The sequence below is a fragment of the Streptomyces sp. NPDC033845 genome (assembly GCF_055576225.1).
Map to the genome: position 1 here is coordinate 515,411 of NZ_JBVIRI010000005.1, position 13,585 is coordinate 528,995.

Genomic DNA, 13,585 nt, shown 5'->3' on the forward strand with positions numbered 1-13,585 from the left:
CCCGGCTACGAACCCCCGCTGGGCGTGAGCCCGTACCGGGCGGTGCGCGGCATTGCCCGCCTCTGCGCGAGCCTGGGCGCGGGCCGGGGCATGCGGGCAGGCGTACGCCGTGCGGCGGAGCAGGGTTCACTCGGCCGGACCCGCCCGGCTGGCCGGGGCGCGGCGTGGCGGATGCGCTGTACGGGAGACCCCGCGGCGGTCGCAGCCGCGCGGGCCCTTCCACAGGGCGGAGCGCCATGCCGGCACGACCACGCGCAGCCCGGCCCCCGGGGAGCAGCCCCCGGCCCGCCGGAGGCCCGGGCGGCCCCGCACGGCCCCCCGGGGCAGCCGCCCGCCTGCTGGCCCGGCTGGCGGCCCCGCTGGCCGTCCTGGTCCTGCTGGGCGCGCCGGCGGCGGCCATGGCCGCGGGGAAGCCCGTCGGCACGGCCGACGGTCCGGCCGACGTGGCCCTGGCCATCGGCACCACCTCGGCGGCCGCCCTGGCCACCGGCCTATGGCTGCGCTCCCGCTACCGCCGCACCCCGCCCCCACCGGACCCGGCCCAGGCCCCGGACGCACCGACCCCGGCTGCCCCGCCGGCACCCGAAGGCCCCGCCGGCAGCCCGCGGGGCCCGGCCTGAGCCCCGTACGCATCACCCAGCCCCGTGCGCATCGCCCAGCCCGTCCCGTCCCACCGGCCGCACCCCGCAGGGGTCAGGCCGCGAGGTCGTTCTCGCGCCCCCCGCCGGCCGGCAGGTCGACCGCCCGGGCCGGTTCGCAGCCGCGGGCCCGCACCAGCCGGCCGAGCCGCCGGGATCCGGCGATCGTGCGGGCCAGCGGTGTCAGCAGGGCCATGGCGAGCGGGGCGAACAGCAGCACCACCGCCGTCCCCAGGGCCAGTCCGCCGATGACGTCGGTGGGGTAGTGCAGGCCGGCGTAGACCCGGCAGAAGCCGTCGAGCAGGGCGATTCCGATCCCGAGGAACCCGAGCTTGCGGTGGACCATGAACAGGCCGACGGCCAGGGCCATGGTGAGGGTGGCGTGGTCGCTGACGAAGGAGAACCCGCTCTGGCCGAGCTCCGCCCCCGGCGCGTCCACCTCGGTGTGCCGTACGTACGGCCTTGGCCGGGCGACGAACTGACGCAGCGGAACGTTCAGCATCAGCGCGATCGCGGCCCCCAGCGGCGCCCACACCAGCGCGGCGAACCCTTCGGCGGCGGCCGGGACGGACCGCTTCCTGACTCCCCGCCAGCACCACAGCACCAGCAGCACCAGCAGCAGCGGCAGTCCGTACTCGCCGGCCGTCATGACGGTCCGGTGGAGCCAGTCGGGCGCCTCCCGGGAGAGGCCGTTGATCCCGTGCAGCAGGCTTACGTCCACGTTCGGCCCGCCGGCCGTGAGTCCAGCCATGGTGAAGCGGCCCCTTGCCTCGTGCCTCGTCCCCGGTGGTGATCGCCCTCGGTGCCCATGGAACGCCCGTTCTGGCGCGTACGTTCCACTCTCCACCGAATGATCACCCCAACGTTACCCAAGAGTGACTCATCGTCGCAGCTCAGGGCCTTGGCTTCACACAGAGTTGCCGGCCGCCGCGGGGCGCGGCAGCGCTTCCGCACCGTCCCGGGTGACCCGGGTCGCGCCGAAGTAGTCGGGCGTGTCGATCTTGTCGAAACGGATCACCGCTCCGGTGAACGGCGCGTTGATCATGTACCCGCCGCCGACGTAGAGCCCGACGTGCCGAATGGCCCGAGAGTTCGTCAGATCGTCGGAGAAGAAAACCAGATCACCGGGGAGCAGCTCGCTCCGCGAGGGATGCGGCCCGGCGTTGTACTGGTCGTTCGCCACCCGCGGCATCGTGATCCCCACGGTGGCGTACGCGGCCTGGGTCAGCCCCGAGCAGTCGAACCGCCCGTTGTCCTCGGGCCCGCCCTCACCACCCCACAGATAGGGCGTGCCGAGCTGCTTCTGCGCGAAGTAGATGGCCCCCGCCGCCTGCTGGGACGGCGCCACCCGCCCGACGGGCGCGGCGAAGCTCCTCGCGAGCACGGTGATCTTCTGGACGTAACCCTGGGTCTCCGGGTAGGGCGGTACCCCGCCGTACTTGATGACCGCGCCCGCCCCGGCGTTGTACGCGGCCAGCATGTTCTTGGTCGCGTCCCCGGGCACCTTGCGGACGTACTTGGCGAGCGAACAGTCGTACGAGGCCGCGGAGGGGATGGCGTCGTTCGGATCCCAGATGTCGCGGTCCCCGTCCCCGTCCCCGTCGATCCCGTGGACCGCCCAGGTGCCCGGGATGAACTGCGCGATCCCGCGCGCGTCGGCCGGGCTGACGATGTCCGGGTCCCAGCCGCTCTCCGAGTACAGCTGGGCCGCCAGCAGCGCGGGCGTGATGGACGGACAGAGGTTCCCCCATGTCCGGACCAGGTTCTGGTACTTCGCGGGCACGGCGCCCTTGGCCAGCCCCACCGCCTGCCCGCCGCCACCGGCCGCGATACCGGCCGCGGCCGAGTACGTGCCGACGACGAGCAGCGCCACGAAGCTCAGGCACAGCCCGATACCGATTCCGCCTGCCCACCAGAATTTGCGCACTCGTCAACCCTTCCCCATCGAGCGGCGCTTCACAGCGGATCCCCAAGTCTCGCAGCGTCAGGTCGCGAACCCGTCGCACAGGATGCTCTTGTACCCCGTGTCCGATGTGGCGTGCTGGAACACCACCGTCCACTCGCCCCGCACCGCATCGAGCCGGGGCACCGGAATCACCTTCCCAGCGCGGGTCCGCACCGTGAAGTCCTCCGGGTACCTCAGCTCCTTCCACTGCGTCTCGCCCCGAGGTGCGAGTTGCCGAGTCCCGTTCCCCGAACGCCCTGGTCATCGGACCCGTCCGGCGGCCGGCGGCTTCACCGAGACGCCCGGGTGCGGTCGCCCGCCCGTCCTGGGTGAAGACCGTGGTGGGCCCCCCGGGCGATCCCGAAATCGATCAGGTTGGCCGTGCGAGCGTACCGGGCCAGCACCTCCGGATGCCCGGTCAGAGTCTCCATCCGTCCGAGCGTGCCACATCCGCGCAAGGCCCGGACTCCCGCCCCCTGTAAGCCGGTTGGCGATTTCGCAGCCCTGCGATCCCCGGGCCTCCCCGCGTCCCGCCTAATGAGCCCGGGGTGTCACGTACAAGGTCTGGGCGCCGCGCCCGATGGGCCCCTTCTCGTCGTGCAGCACCGAGTCGGCCAGCCCGATCCCGGCCGGGTCCACACTGGTCCGCGCCTGCACACAGGCCCATTCGCCCACCGGATGGCGGTGCAGATGGACCGTCAGGTCACTGTTCACGAACAGGTGGTGGCGGAGGTCCAGGACCGCGCTGATCCCGTTCCCGGAGTCGGCCGCGACCAGCACCCGGTCGAGCGGGCGCGGTTCCTCCCCGGCCACCAGCGGGACCCGCATCCGCATCCAGCAGGTGCCCGGCCCCGGTTCCAGGAACGCCCCTTCGGTGAACCGGGTCTCCATGGCGGTGTGATAGCCCGTCTCCCACGGCACCGGGAAGAACGGGGTCACCGCCACCTCCCCCGGCGGCGGCACCCGAGGCCCCTCCAGCACCGCCGGCCCGGCCTCGGCGGCCACCCGCAGGCGCAGGGCCCGGGCCAGCATCACCGGCGCGTCCGCGCCCTCCGGGGTCAGCGCGGCCTCGACCAGCTCGGTGCCGCGGCCGGCCCGCAGCACCGAGGTGGTGACCGCCAGCCGGCCGATCGGGACCGGCCGCAGGATCTCGTACGTGATCCGGGCGACCCGCATGTCGGTACGGGCCCCCGGGCGCTCCTCCACGGCCCGCCCGAGCAGCGCGGCGGGCGGGCCCGCGTGCTGGGCGGCGGCGTCCCAGGGCCCCCGGGTGTACTCGGTGGCGGCGAAGCGGAGTCCGCCGGCCCCTTCGTCGTCGATCCGCACGTAGAACGCGTCGGCAGCAGCCGCGGCAGGGTCACCCATACCCGGCACGCTACCGACAGGTAACCCCGCGCGCCAGCACCTACCACTCCGGAGGCTCAGCGGGCGAAGCCCAGGCTCACCCCCAGCCCCACAAGCACCGACCCGATGGCCCGGTTCAGCGTCTTCTGCGCCTTCAGCATCCGGTCCCGCAGCCGCGAGTCCGAGAAGAACAGCGCCACCGCCCCGAACCACCCCAGATGCGCCAGCGACATGAACAGCCCGTACCCGGCCTGCTGCCACACCGGCGTACCAGGGTTCACCACCTGGGTGAAGGTGGACACCACGAACAGCGTGGTCTTCGGGTTCAGCACATTGGTCAGGAACCCGGAACGCATCGCCCCCAGCGGACTGAGCGCGGCCTTCTCCCCCAGCTCCACGGCCACCTCGGCGCGCGCCCGGAAGGTCCGTATCCCGATGTAGACCAGATATGCGGCACCGGCCAGCTTGATGGCCGTGAACAGCTCGGTGGAGGAGGCGATCAGCAGCCCCACCCCGAGCATCGTGTACGTGACGTGCACCAGCACCCCGGCCGCGACCCCGGCGGCGGCGAACAGCCCGGTGGGCCGGCCGTAGAGGTAGCTGTTCCGCACGACCATGGCGAAATCGGCGCCCGGGCTGATCACGGCGAGAAGGGTGATGACGGCGACTGCGATCACTTCTGTCATGAGCGGATGCTCGCCCGGGCCCGGCCGTCAATTCAAGGCGTTTCCGGATCCGCTGGACGACAATGGGCCCGGTGAGTCCGCATACCCCACCGCATACCCCACCGCCACCGCTGCCCCTCCTCTGCGCCGACTGCGGCAACTGCTTCGCGCTCTGCTGCGCGGCCCTCCCCTTCGCCCGGTCCGCCGACTTCGCCTTCGACAAGGCGGCCGGCACCCCCTGCCGCAACCTGCGCCCCGACTTCCGCTGCGGCACCCACGCCACCCTCCGCACCGAGGGCCTCCAGGGCTGCACCGTGTTCGACTGCTTCGGCGCCGGCCAGCAGATCTCCCAGGTCACCTTCGGCGGCCGCGACTGGCGCACCCACCCCGGCACCGCCCGCGCCATGTTCGAGGCCTTCCCGGTGATGCGGCAGCTCCACGAACTCCTCTTCTACACGGACCACGCCCTGTCCCGGCCCGCCGCCCGCCCCCTGCACCCCGAACTGCGCCGCCTGCGGACCGAGACCGCGGAACTCACCGGGGCCGACGCCGACACCCTCGCCGCCCTCGACGTGCCCGCCCTGCGCGCCCGTGTCAACACCCACCTGCTGCGGGCGAGCGAACTGGTCCGGGCCGCCCTGCCGGGCCGCCGCAAGAACCACCGCGGCGCCGACCTCATCGGAGCCCGGCTGGCCGGCGCCGACCTCCGGGGCGCCGACCTGCGCGGCGCCTGTCTGATCGCCGCCGACCTCTCCGGGGCCGATCTGCGCGGCGCCGACCTCATCGGAGCCGACCTCCGCGACACCGACCTCGGCGGGGCCGACCTCACCGACACCGTCTTCCTCACCCAGCCCCAGCTGAACGCCGCCCGCGGCACCACCGCCACCCGCATCCCGCCCACCCTGGACCGCCCGCCGCACTGGACGGCCTAACGGGCGCACGGCGGAGCGTGCGCCGGGACGGCAATCATTGCCCACCGTCACACCCCGTGATACACAGAGTCACCGAGGGTGATGGTCTGCGCCCAGCCGGTGAGATCAGGTAAAGAGAGCCGCCAAGTCGACATACGGCGGCGGATTCATCAGGGAAGATAGGGCCTAACCCCTGCCGCTCCGGCACGGGGGACGGAACTACCCATACAGGGGCGGTGAGTTACATGATCCTGGCAGCCGAAAAGGGCGACATCACCACCATCATCGGCGGAATCGCCCCGAACTGGGGCCCGTTCGGGAGCATCGGCAACGAAGCGAAGGTCATGATCGAGGTGGTCATGGCCGTGGCAATCCTCCTCTGCCTCGGCATCGCCATCTGGGGAGCGGCCAAACAGCGCATCGGCGCCACGGCACTGCGCGACACGTTCAGTGCCGAACAGGGCAAGGGCCTCATCGTGGCCGGGCTGACCGGAGTCTTCATCATCGGCTCGCTCGGAACCCTGTTCACCATCATCTACGGGATGGCCGTCTAGCCGGCCCCCCGCCGAGCCCGCCCGTCTCCGCCCGCTGAGGTTGCGCTGCCTGATGACTACTCACCACACGCTACCGTCGTACGACGCGGAGGGGGCGGACACGGAATGACCGACGACCAGTACGACCAGTACGGTGCCGGTACCGGCGGCGCGGTGGGCGGCACGGGCCAGACCCGCACCCGACTCCCCGACTCCCCCTCCGACCCCTACACCACCCCCCGCCGTCCCGTCCGCCCCACCCGCGGACTGGTGACGGTGGTGGGCGTCGTGGTCCTCCTGATCGCCGCCATCGCCTTCGCCAACCAGAACGACAACCCCCCGGCGGACCGCGCCACCGACACCCCGCCCTCGGCCTCCCCGACGGCCCCCACGGGCATCGCCCCGGTCGAAGGCAAGAACGGCACCATCCCCACCGGCTTCCCCCAAACCGAACAGGGAGCCCAGTCCGCAGCCGCGAACTATCTGGTGGCACTGGGTTCTGACGGCATGTTCGACACGGCCCGCCGCACACAGATCGTCAGATCCGTCTACGCCGCGGACGTGGCCGCCGCCAACCAGGCGGAGGTCGACCGTCAGTACACCGATCCGGAACTCCTCTCCAGGATCGGCCTCGACCGGAACGGCAAGGCGCCCAAGGGACTCGTCTTCATCTCCCGCACGCACCCCGTCGGCGCCAAGGCGGAGAAGTTCACCCAGGACGCCGCAACCGTCTCCGTCTGGAACTCGACGCTGTTCGGACTCGCCGGCGAGGGGTCGAAGAACCCCGTCTCCGAGAGCTGGTACACGAACACCTTCGAGCTCCGCTGGACCGACGGAGACTGGCGGATCGTCTCCTTCACCCAGAAGGACGGACCCGCGCCCGTGGGCCGCGACCAGGCCGCCGCCACGGCGGAGGACATGGCCGGCGCCGTCTCTCAGTTCGGGGGGTTCACCTATGCGCGCTGACCGTCGCACCGTGTCCGTGGCGGCCGTCCTGGCCGCGGTCCAGACCGGTGCCGTCATGCTGGCCACCCGCGCCGCGGCCGCACCCACGCCCACCCCGTCACCCGAGGTGAGCAAGAGCCCCTGCGATCTGATCCGCGGGCCCGCGAAGGAGTACTGCGAACGCGGTGAGCGCCCCCCCGGCGCCAACACCCCGCCCTCCCTCGGCCCCAACGACCCCGCCGACGCCCTCAACCCCCTGGCCTCCCTCGCCAAGGGCTGCGCCGACGCCGCCGTCTGGATCGTCACCAAGCTCAGCGACATCGTCAAAGGCACCTCCGACGTCAACTTCACCGACGACGGCTTCCTCAAGCACTACGCCGTCGTCTTCGCCGCCTCCACCATCCTCACGCTCATCATCTGGCTGCTGGCCGTCGCCAAGCGCGCCATCCGCGGCGTCCCCTTCGCCACCGCCATGTCCGAGGCCGTCGGGTTCCTCTGGCTGACCGTCCTGGCCTCCGCCTTCACCCCCCTCGTCCTCCATGTCGTGGTCAACGCCACCGACGGGATCTCCGAGACCATCGCCTCCGCCACCGGCAACCAGAGCGACGTCTTCTTCGGCTCGTTCATCGAGGCCCTCAAGAAGGGCGACGGCATCGGCGGCGGCCCGATCATGCTGATCGTCGTCGCCCTGGTCACCATCCTGGCCGCCGGTGTCCTCGCCCTGGAGCTGGTGATCCGCGCCGCCCTGCTCTACGTCGGCGCCCTCCTCGGTGTCGTCGTGTACGCCGGACTGGTGGACCGCAACCTCTGGGGCCATGTCCGCCGCTGGGCCGGCATCATGATCGCCGTCATCCTCGTCAAACCCGTGATCGTGATCGTCCTCGGCCTGGCCGGCGCCCTGGCCGGCGAGCAGGGCCCCGACGCCTTCTCCGCCGTCGTCTCCGGGCTCGCCATCATCCTGCTCGCCATCTTCGCCTCCGCGATGATCTACCGCTTCGTACCGGGCTTCGGCGACGAGATCGCCTCCGCCCGCAGCAACCGCAAGCAGGCCACGGACGGCGCCCAGGCCGCCGCCGTCATCAGCTCCCCCGCCTCCCTGGTCTCGCAGGGCATCAAGACCCACAGCAGCCGCGGCGGCGGAGGCGGCGCCCACCGCGCCTCCGGCGGCGGATCCCCCGCCCCCTCCAACCAGATCTCCGGAGGCGTGGCCGCCCACAGCACCCGCAACGCCGCCGGTGGCGGCTCCGGCGGCGCATCCGTCCCCACCGCCGCACCCCCGCCCCGCCAGCAGAGCACGAGCACCAGGAACACAGGAGGTGAAGGGCGTTGACGACCCAGTCCCACCAGATCCACCCGGTCGCGCCCCGCCGGACGTATCTCATCGGCCGGGCCCGGCCGAACGCGATCGTCGGCAAGAACCGCGAGACCGGCGAGATCGCCCTGATCATCGTCGGGGCCTTCCTCGGCATGATGAGCGGACTGCTGGTGCCCGCCCTCACCCTCCGCATCGTCAGCCTCGCCGGCTTCCCGATGCTGGCCCTGGCCGCCGTCTACGTCCCCTACCGCGGCCGCACCTTCTACAAGTGGTTCGAGATCAACCGCAGCTTCAAGCGGACCCTCCGCCGCGGCACCACCTACCGCTCCTCCGCCATGGAGGCCGGCACCCGCGCCGCCGACGGCCGCGAGGTCGAGGTGGGCCCGCCCCCGGGCATCGGCCGGATCAACTGGCTGGCCGCCCCCTTCGGCCCCGACGAGATCGCCGTGCTGCTGCACGCCGACCGCAGGACCGTCACTGCGGCCATCGAGATCGAGGGCCCCGGCGTCGGCCTGCGCGACAGCGAGGACCAGGAGGCCCTCGTCGACCGCTTCGGCACCCTCCTCAAGCACGTGGCCAACGGCGACGGCTTCGTCACCCGCATCCAGATGCTGGCCCGCACCCTGCCCGCCGATCCCGACGCCCATGCCAAGGACGTCACCCAGCGCGGCGACCCGCACTCCCCGATCTGGCTCCGCGACTCCTACGAGCAGCTCCAGTCGATGGTGTCGACCTCCTCCGAGCAGCACCGCGCCTATCTGGTCGCCTGTATGCACTACACCCGCGAACTGGCCGCCGAGGCCCACACCATCGCCCGCGCCTCGCACGACCGCAGGGGCCGCCGCCTCGACAAGGACGCCGGACTCGCCGTCGTCATGGCCCGCGAGCTCACCGACATCTGCGCCCGCCTCGCCGAGGCCGACATCCGGGTCCGCCAGCCCCTCGGCCAGGGCCGCCTCGCCTCCCTCGTGCACTCCATGTACGACCCGGACCACCCCATCGACCACATCCAGGCCATGACCAAGAGGAACGCCTGGCCGGCCGAACTGGACGCGATGGAACCGACCTACCTCCAGGCCAAGACCCGCGAGTCCACCACCCGCGCCCCCTGGTGCCACGCCACCGCCTGGGTCAAGGAGTGGCCGATGACCCCGGTCGGCGTGAACTTCCTGGCCCCCCTCCTCGTCCACACCCCCGACGTGATCCGCACGGTCGCCGTCACCATGGACCTGGAGCCCACCGAGATCGCCATCGAGCGGATGCTCACCGAGAAGACCAACGACGAGGCCGACGCCTCCCGCGCCGCGAAGATGAACCGCACCGTGGACCCCCGCGACATCGCGGCCCACGGCCGACTCGACCAGCGGGGTGAAGATCTGGCCAGCGGCGCTGCCGGAGTCAACCTGGTCGGGTACATCACGGTGTCCTCGCGTTCTCCCGAAGCCCTCGCCCGCGACAAGCGGACGATCCGCGCCTCGGCGGGAAAGTCGTACCTGAAGCTGGAGTGGTGCGACCGCGAGCACCACCGCGCCTTCGTCAACACCCTGCCGTTCGCCACCGGCATCCGACGCTAGCTGGAGGACAGTGCCGCATGCGAGATCCGCTGTCCGCCGTCACGGACGCCTTCACCGCCTTCCTGTTCGGGAAGGTGGAGACCACCCGGCTGCCCGTCCGTACCTCCACCGGCCAGGCCCAGGCCGTCTACCTGCCCACCGCCGCCCCCGGCCTCGGCGACTCCGGGGTCATCATCGGCCGCGAGGTCTACAGCGGCAAGGGCTACATCTACGACCCCTTCCAGCTGTACGGCCAGCAGCTCCCGGCCCCGCACTGGCTGGTCCTCGGCGAGTCCGGCAACGGCAAGTCCGCGCTGGAGAAGACCTATGTGCTGCGCCAGCTCCGCTTCCGCGACCGCCAGGTCGTGGTCCTGGACGCGCAGGGCGAGGACGGCGTCGGCGAGTGGAACCTGATCGCCCAGCAGCTGGGGATAACCCCCATCCGGCTGGACCCGGTCGCCGCACTCGACGGCGGCATCAAGCTCAACCCGCTCGACCCGGCCATCACCAGCACCGGCCAGCTCGCCCTGCTCCGCACCATCATCGAGGTGGCCACCGGCCACAGCCTCGACGAACGGGCCGGGTTCGCCCTCAAGGTCGCGCACGCCTTCGTCAACGACACCATCACCGACCGCCAGCCGGTGCTGACCGACATCGTCGAGCAACTCCGCCACCCGGAAGCCGAATCCGCCGAGTCGATGAACGTCGGGATAGAGGACGTACGTGCCTGGGGCCTGGACGTGGCCCTGGTCCTGGACCGGCTCGTCGACGGCGACCTGCGCGGCATGTTCGACGGCCCCACCTCGGCCGGCATCGACCTCGACGCCCCGCTGATCGTCTTCGACCTGTCGCACATCGACCGCAACTCCATCGCCATGCCCATCCTGATGGCGATCGTCGGCGTGTGGCTGGAGCACACCTGGATCCGCCCCGACCGGAAGAAGCGCATCTTCCTGGTCGAGGAGGCCTGGCACATCATCAACAGCCCGTTCGTGGCCCAGCTGTTCCAGCGGCTGCTGAAGTTCGGCCGGCGCCTCGGCCTGTCCTTCGTCGCCGTGGTCCACCACCTCTCGGACGTGGTCGACGGCGCGGCCGCCCGGGAGGCCGCGGCGATCCTGAAAATGGCCTCCACCCGCACCATCTACGCCCAGAAGGCGGACGAGGCCAGAGCCACCGGCCGGGTCCTCGGCCTGCCCCGCTGGGCCGTGGAGATCATCCCCACCCTGACCCCGGGCATCGCGGTCTGGGACGTCAACGGCAACGTCCAGGTGGTCAAACACCTGATCACCGAGGCCGAACGCCCCCTGGTCTACACGGACCGCGCGATGACGGAGTCCTCCGCGCCGGCCCACCTCCCCGAGGAACTGCTGGCCGCCGAACTGGAGGCGGAGGAAAGAGCCATGTACATCGAACGGCACCGCAACGGCGGCGCCGGGACCACGGTGGCCTGAGATGCCGGGCGAGCTGCCGCAGAACCGGCCCGCACAGCGCGGGGTCCCCGACTCCCTGCTGGTCGGCCTGCTGGCCTTCCTGCTGGGCCTGGCGGTCCTGGTGTGGACCTCGACCGGTTTCGCCGCCCTGTTCTCGCAGGGCGGCTGGCCGTCCACGGTGACCTTCACCCGGACCCCGACGGCCGTACGGCAGCTGATAGCGCAGCCGCACGACCTCGCCGGCGCCTGGCCGGACACCGATCCGGCGGCCCTCTCGGGGTGGGGGCTGTTCTGGGGGCTGTTCATCAGCCAGCTGCTGGTGGCGTTCGTCCTGATCGTGTTCGTCATCGGCGTGGTGGCCCGCACCAAGTCCCGGCGGGCCCTGGCCCGCCGGGCCGCCACCGAAGCCCCGGCGTCCCCGCCCGCGGAGCCCCCGGCCAAGACACCGGCGCCGGCAGCAGCACCGGATCCGGCCCCCGCCCCCGCAGCCGACGCCCCCACCCCCGTATCCGCATCCGTGCCCGTACCCGTACCCACCCCCGTACCGGTCCCCCGCCCGGCGCACGCCGAGCAGCCCCCGCCGACCGACGAGGCCTACCGGTACGGCTTCGGCTACGCCCCGTCCCCCGCGGCTCCTCCGGCTGCCGCGGAGCCGTCGCCGAGGCTCCGCTACGGCTCTCCGGCCGAGCGGTACGAGGCCGCGGCCGCCCGGATCGCCGAGGCGGAGGGCGCCGCCCTGATCGTGACCTCCTCGCCGACGCTCTGGGCGGAGACCAAGGACGGCCGGGCCAAGCTGGGCCCGGTGCTGCTCTACGACCCCTCGCACCTGTGCGACACCCCGGCCCGGCTGCACTGGAACCCGGCGGAGGACTGCGCCGACCGGGACACGGCTGCCGCCCGGGCGGTGGCCCTGCTGGCCCCGGTCCGCCCGCAGGCCCGGATCGACGCGGCGGTGGCGGACACGGCCGAGACCCTGCTCCGCAGCTGGCTGCACGCGGCGGCGCTGGACGGCCGCCCGTTCAAGCAGGTCCACCGCTGGTCCCAGGGGGCGGGCGCCCATGAACCGGTCCGGATCCTGCGGACCCACCCGAAGGCGGCCCCCGGTGCGGCCGGCGAGCTGGAGAGCGCCCTGACGGGTCATCCGGAGCGGCGCGAGATCGCCCACTCGCTGACCGGCCGGGCCCTGTCCGCCCTCAACTCGATCCACATCAGGGAGTCCTGCACTCCCCATCGAACAGATTCGCTGTCGCTGGCATCTTTCATGGCGGAAGGGGGCAGCCTCTACCTGGTGGGTGAGCCTCTGGAGGACCCTCGCGCCCACCCGGGTGCGATGCCGTTGCTGACCGCACTCGCTTCCAGCGTGGTCGAGCACGGCCGCCGCATGGCCGCACGGTCATCCCACGGTCGGCTCGACCCACCACTGTCGCTGATCCTGGACGACATCGCGGCGGTCGCCCCGATCCCGCAGCTGCCGGAGCTGGTGACGGATCCGTCCCTGCCGATGCTGGCCAGCTGCCGGAGCCGGGAACAGGCCCGTTCGCGCTGGCCGGAGGCCGCGGTCCTGAACCTCCGCTGACCCGGCAGCTGTATCCCGACTTCCCGTCCCCCGCCCCGGTCAGGGGCGGGGGACGGCGTATTCCAGCTCCAGGGCGGTGGGATCCCCCGGCATGGGCACGGTCTGCCCGGTGGGGGTGAACCCGGCCCGCCGGTAGAAGGCAGCGGCCCGCGCGTTCCGTTCGTGCACGTACAGCCGTACGCGTTCCAGGGCGGGGTCCTCCAGCTGCCAGGCCCATTCCAGGGCGGCGGCGAACAGCTGCCCGGTGAGCCCGGTGCCGCGCTGTTCGGGCCGGACGTACACGCCGACCAGGTGTCCCTGGTGGAGGTCCATGGCCCCGCCGAAGATATCGGCGTCGCCGGCTTCCTCGACGAGGACCACCACGGACCCGGACCAGCTGCCGTCGGGGGCCTCGGCGATGAACTGCCGGGCGGTCCGGCCGTGGGAGGCACCGGCGGCCCGGTCCTGCCAGAACTCGTCGGTCCTGGCGAGGGCCTGTTCGGCGGTCTCCAGGAAGGCGATGGGGGCGGCCGGGTCGTTGAGTGCGGCGATCCGCAGCTCCTTGACCTGCCGCCATTCCTCGGCGCGTACGGCGCGTATCAGGTGGTCCATGTCCGGCAGCCTAGCCCTGAACGCAGAAAAGCCCCGCACCATTTAAGGTGCGGGGCTTCCCCACAATGATTGTTCGGCGGCGTCCTACTCTCCCACAGGGTCCCCCCTGCAGTACCATCGGCGCTGAAAGGCTTAGCTT

At 72.0% G+C, this 13,585-nt stretch carries 13 protein-coding genes and 1 rRNA gene; 8 read left to right on the forward strand and 6 right to left on the reverse strand.

Annotation, left to right across the window (positions count from 1 at the left end; all coding sequences use genetic code 11):
• Positions 1 to 236: 236 nt before the first annotated feature.
• Positions 237 to 620 (forward strand): hypothetical protein, encoded by a 384-nt coding sequence (locus ACZ50K_RS14690; RefSeq protein ID WP_468902335.1) that lies wholly within the window; start codon positions 237 to 239, stop codon positions 618 to 620.
• Between the two features lie 73 nt (positions 621 to 693).
• Here the strand turns inward: ACZ50K_RS14690 and ACZ50K_RS14695 are convergent, their stop codons facing one another.
• From ACZ50K_RS14695 to ACZ50K_RS14710, 4 genes are all read right to left on the reverse strand, one after another.
• The gene (locus tag ACZ50K_RS14695) at positions 694 to 1,389 is read right to left on the reverse strand and encodes a phosphatase PAP2 family protein (protein ID WP_468902338.1); all 696 of its coding nucleotides are present in this window, start codon (positions 1,387 to 1,389) and stop codon (positions 694 to 696) included.
• A gap of 156 nt (positions 1,390 to 1,545) precedes the next feature.
• Positions 1,546 to 2,565, reverse strand: a complete 1,020-nt coding sequence (locus tag ACZ50K_RS14700; RefSeq protein WP_468902340.1) for an NlpC/P60 family protein — start codon at positions 2,563 to 2,565, stop codon at positions 1,546 to 1,548.
• 552 nt (positions 2,566 to 3,117) lie between these two features.
• On the reverse strand, positions 3,118 to 3,948 hold the full coding sequence (locus ACZ50K_RS14705) for a thioesterase family protein (protein ID WP_468902342.1): 831 nt from the start codon (positions 3,946 to 3,948) through the stop codon (positions 3,118 to 3,120).
• Positions 3,949 to 4,004: 56 nt separating this feature from the next.
• Positions 4,005 to 4,613 carry a LysE family translocator gene (locus tag ACZ50K_RS14710; RefSeq protein WP_468902345.1) on the reverse strand — a complete coding sequence of 203 codons (609 nt, stop codon included), beginning with the start codon at positions 4,611 to 4,613 and terminating at the stop codon, positions 4,005 to 4,007.
• Between the two features lie 62 nt (positions 4,614 to 4,675).
• Here ACZ50K_RS14710 and ACZ50K_RS14715 point away from each other — a divergent pair, with 62 nt between their 5' ends.
• From ACZ50K_RS14715 to ACZ50K_RS14745, 7 genes are all read left to right on the forward strand, one after another.
• Positions 4,676 to 5,524: a pentapeptide repeat-containing protein gene (locus ACZ50K_RS14715; protein WP_468902348.1), complete on the forward strand. Its 849-nt coding sequence runs from the start codon at positions 4,676 to 4,678 to the stop codon at positions 5,522 to 5,524.
• 224 nt (positions 5,525 to 5,748) lie between these two features.
• Complete coding sequence (locus ACZ50K_RS14720; protein ID WP_468902351.1) at positions 5,749 to 6,057, forward strand: hypothetical protein; 309 nt, start codon at positions 5,749 to 5,751, stop codon at positions 6,055 to 6,057.
• 105 nt (positions 6,058 to 6,162) lie between these two features.
• A complete protein-coding gene (locus ACZ50K_RS14725) occupies positions 6,163 to 7,002 on the forward strand; it encodes a hypothetical protein (protein ID WP_468902353.1) in 840 nt (279 codons plus the stop codon).
• Complete coding sequence (locus tag ACZ50K_RS14730; protein WP_468902355.1) at positions 6,992 to 8,311, forward strand: hypothetical protein; 1,320 nt, start codon at positions 6,992 to 6,994, stop codon at positions 8,309 to 8,311. The genes ACZ50K_RS14725 and ACZ50K_RS14730 overlap by 11 nt, the downstream gene beginning before the upstream one ends.
• Positions 8,308 to 9,870, forward strand: a complete 1,563-nt coding sequence (locus tag ACZ50K_RS14735) for an SCO6880 family protein (protein WP_468902358.1) — start codon at positions 8,308 to 8,310, stop codon at positions 9,868 to 9,870. Before ACZ50K_RS14730 ends, ACZ50K_RS14735 begins: the two co-directional genes overlap by 4 nt.
• Before the next feature lie 17 nt (positions 9,871 to 9,887).
• Positions 9,888 to 11,300 (forward strand): ATP-binding protein, encoded by a 1,413-nt coding sequence (locus tag ACZ50K_RS14740; RefSeq protein WP_468902361.1) that lies wholly within the window; start codon positions 9,888 to 9,890, stop codon positions 11,298 to 11,300.
• Position 11,301: 1 nt separating this feature from the next.
• Positions 11,302 to 12,855, forward strand: a complete 1,554-nt coding sequence (locus ACZ50K_RS14745; protein WP_468902363.1) for a P-loop NTPase family protein — start codon at positions 11,302 to 11,304, stop codon at positions 12,853 to 12,855.
• 39 nt (positions 12,856 to 12,894) lie between these two features.
• Here ACZ50K_RS14745 and ACZ50K_RS14750 read toward each other — a convergent pair whose 3' ends face one another.
• Together ACZ50K_RS14750 and rrf are read right to left on the reverse strand one after the other, a co-directional pair.
• Positions 12,895 to 13,446, reverse strand: coding sequence for a GNAT family N-acetyltransferase (locus ACZ50K_RS14750; RefSeq protein WP_468902365.1), 552 nt, complete (start codon positions 13,444 to 13,446; stop codon positions 12,895 to 12,897).
• Between the two features lie 71 nt (positions 13,447 to 13,517).
• Positions 13,518 to 13,585, reverse strand: a 5S ribosomal RNA gene (gene rrf / locus ACZ50K_RS14755); the annotation flags it as partial.

Bases quoted from the DNA above. Each gene is read 5' to 3' on its own strand.
- ACZ50K_RS14690 (WP_468902335.1), top strand. From the start codon at position 237: ATGCCGGCACGACCACGCGCAGCCCGGCCCCCGGGGAGCAGCCCCCGG.
- ACZ50K_RS14695 (WP_468902338.1), bottom strand. From the start codon at position 1,389: ATGGCTGGACTCACGGCCGGCGGGCCGAACGTGGACGTAAGCCTGCTG.
- ACZ50K_RS14705 (WP_468902342.1), bottom strand. From the start codon at position 3,948: ATGGGTGACCCTGCCGCGGCTGCTGCCGACGCGTTCTACGTGCGGATC.
- ACZ50K_RS14710 (WP_468902345.1), bottom strand. From the start codon at position 4,613: ATGACAGAAGTGATCGCAGTCGCCGTCATCACCCTTCTCGCCGTGATC.
- ACZ50K_RS14715 (WP_468902348.1), top strand. From the start codon at position 4,676: ATGGGCCCGGTGAGTCCGCATACCCCACCGCATACCCCACCGCCACCG.
- ACZ50K_RS14720 (WP_468902351.1), top strand. From the start codon at position 5,749: ATGATCCTGGCAGCCGAAAAGGGCGACATCACCACCATCATCGGCGGA.
- ACZ50K_RS14725 (WP_468902353.1), top strand. From the start codon at position 6,163: ATGACCGACGACCAGTACGACCAGTACGGTGCCGGTACCGGCGGCGCG.
- ACZ50K_RS14730 (WP_468902355.1), top strand. From the start codon at position 6,992: ATGCGCGCTGACCGTCGCACCGTGTCCGTGGCGGCCGTCCTGGCCGCG.
- ACZ50K_RS14740 (WP_468902361.1), top strand. From the start codon at position 9,888: ATGCGAGATCCGCTGTCCGCCGTCACGGACGCCTTCACCGCCTTCCTG.
- ACZ50K_RS14745 (WP_468902363.1), top strand. From the start codon at position 11,302: ATGCCGGGCGAGCTGCCGCAGAACCGGCCCGCACAGCGCGGGGTCCCC.
- ACZ50K_RS14750 (WP_468902365.1), bottom strand. From the start codon at position 13,446: ATGGACCACCTGATACGCGCCGTACGCGCCGAGGAATGGCGGCAGGTC.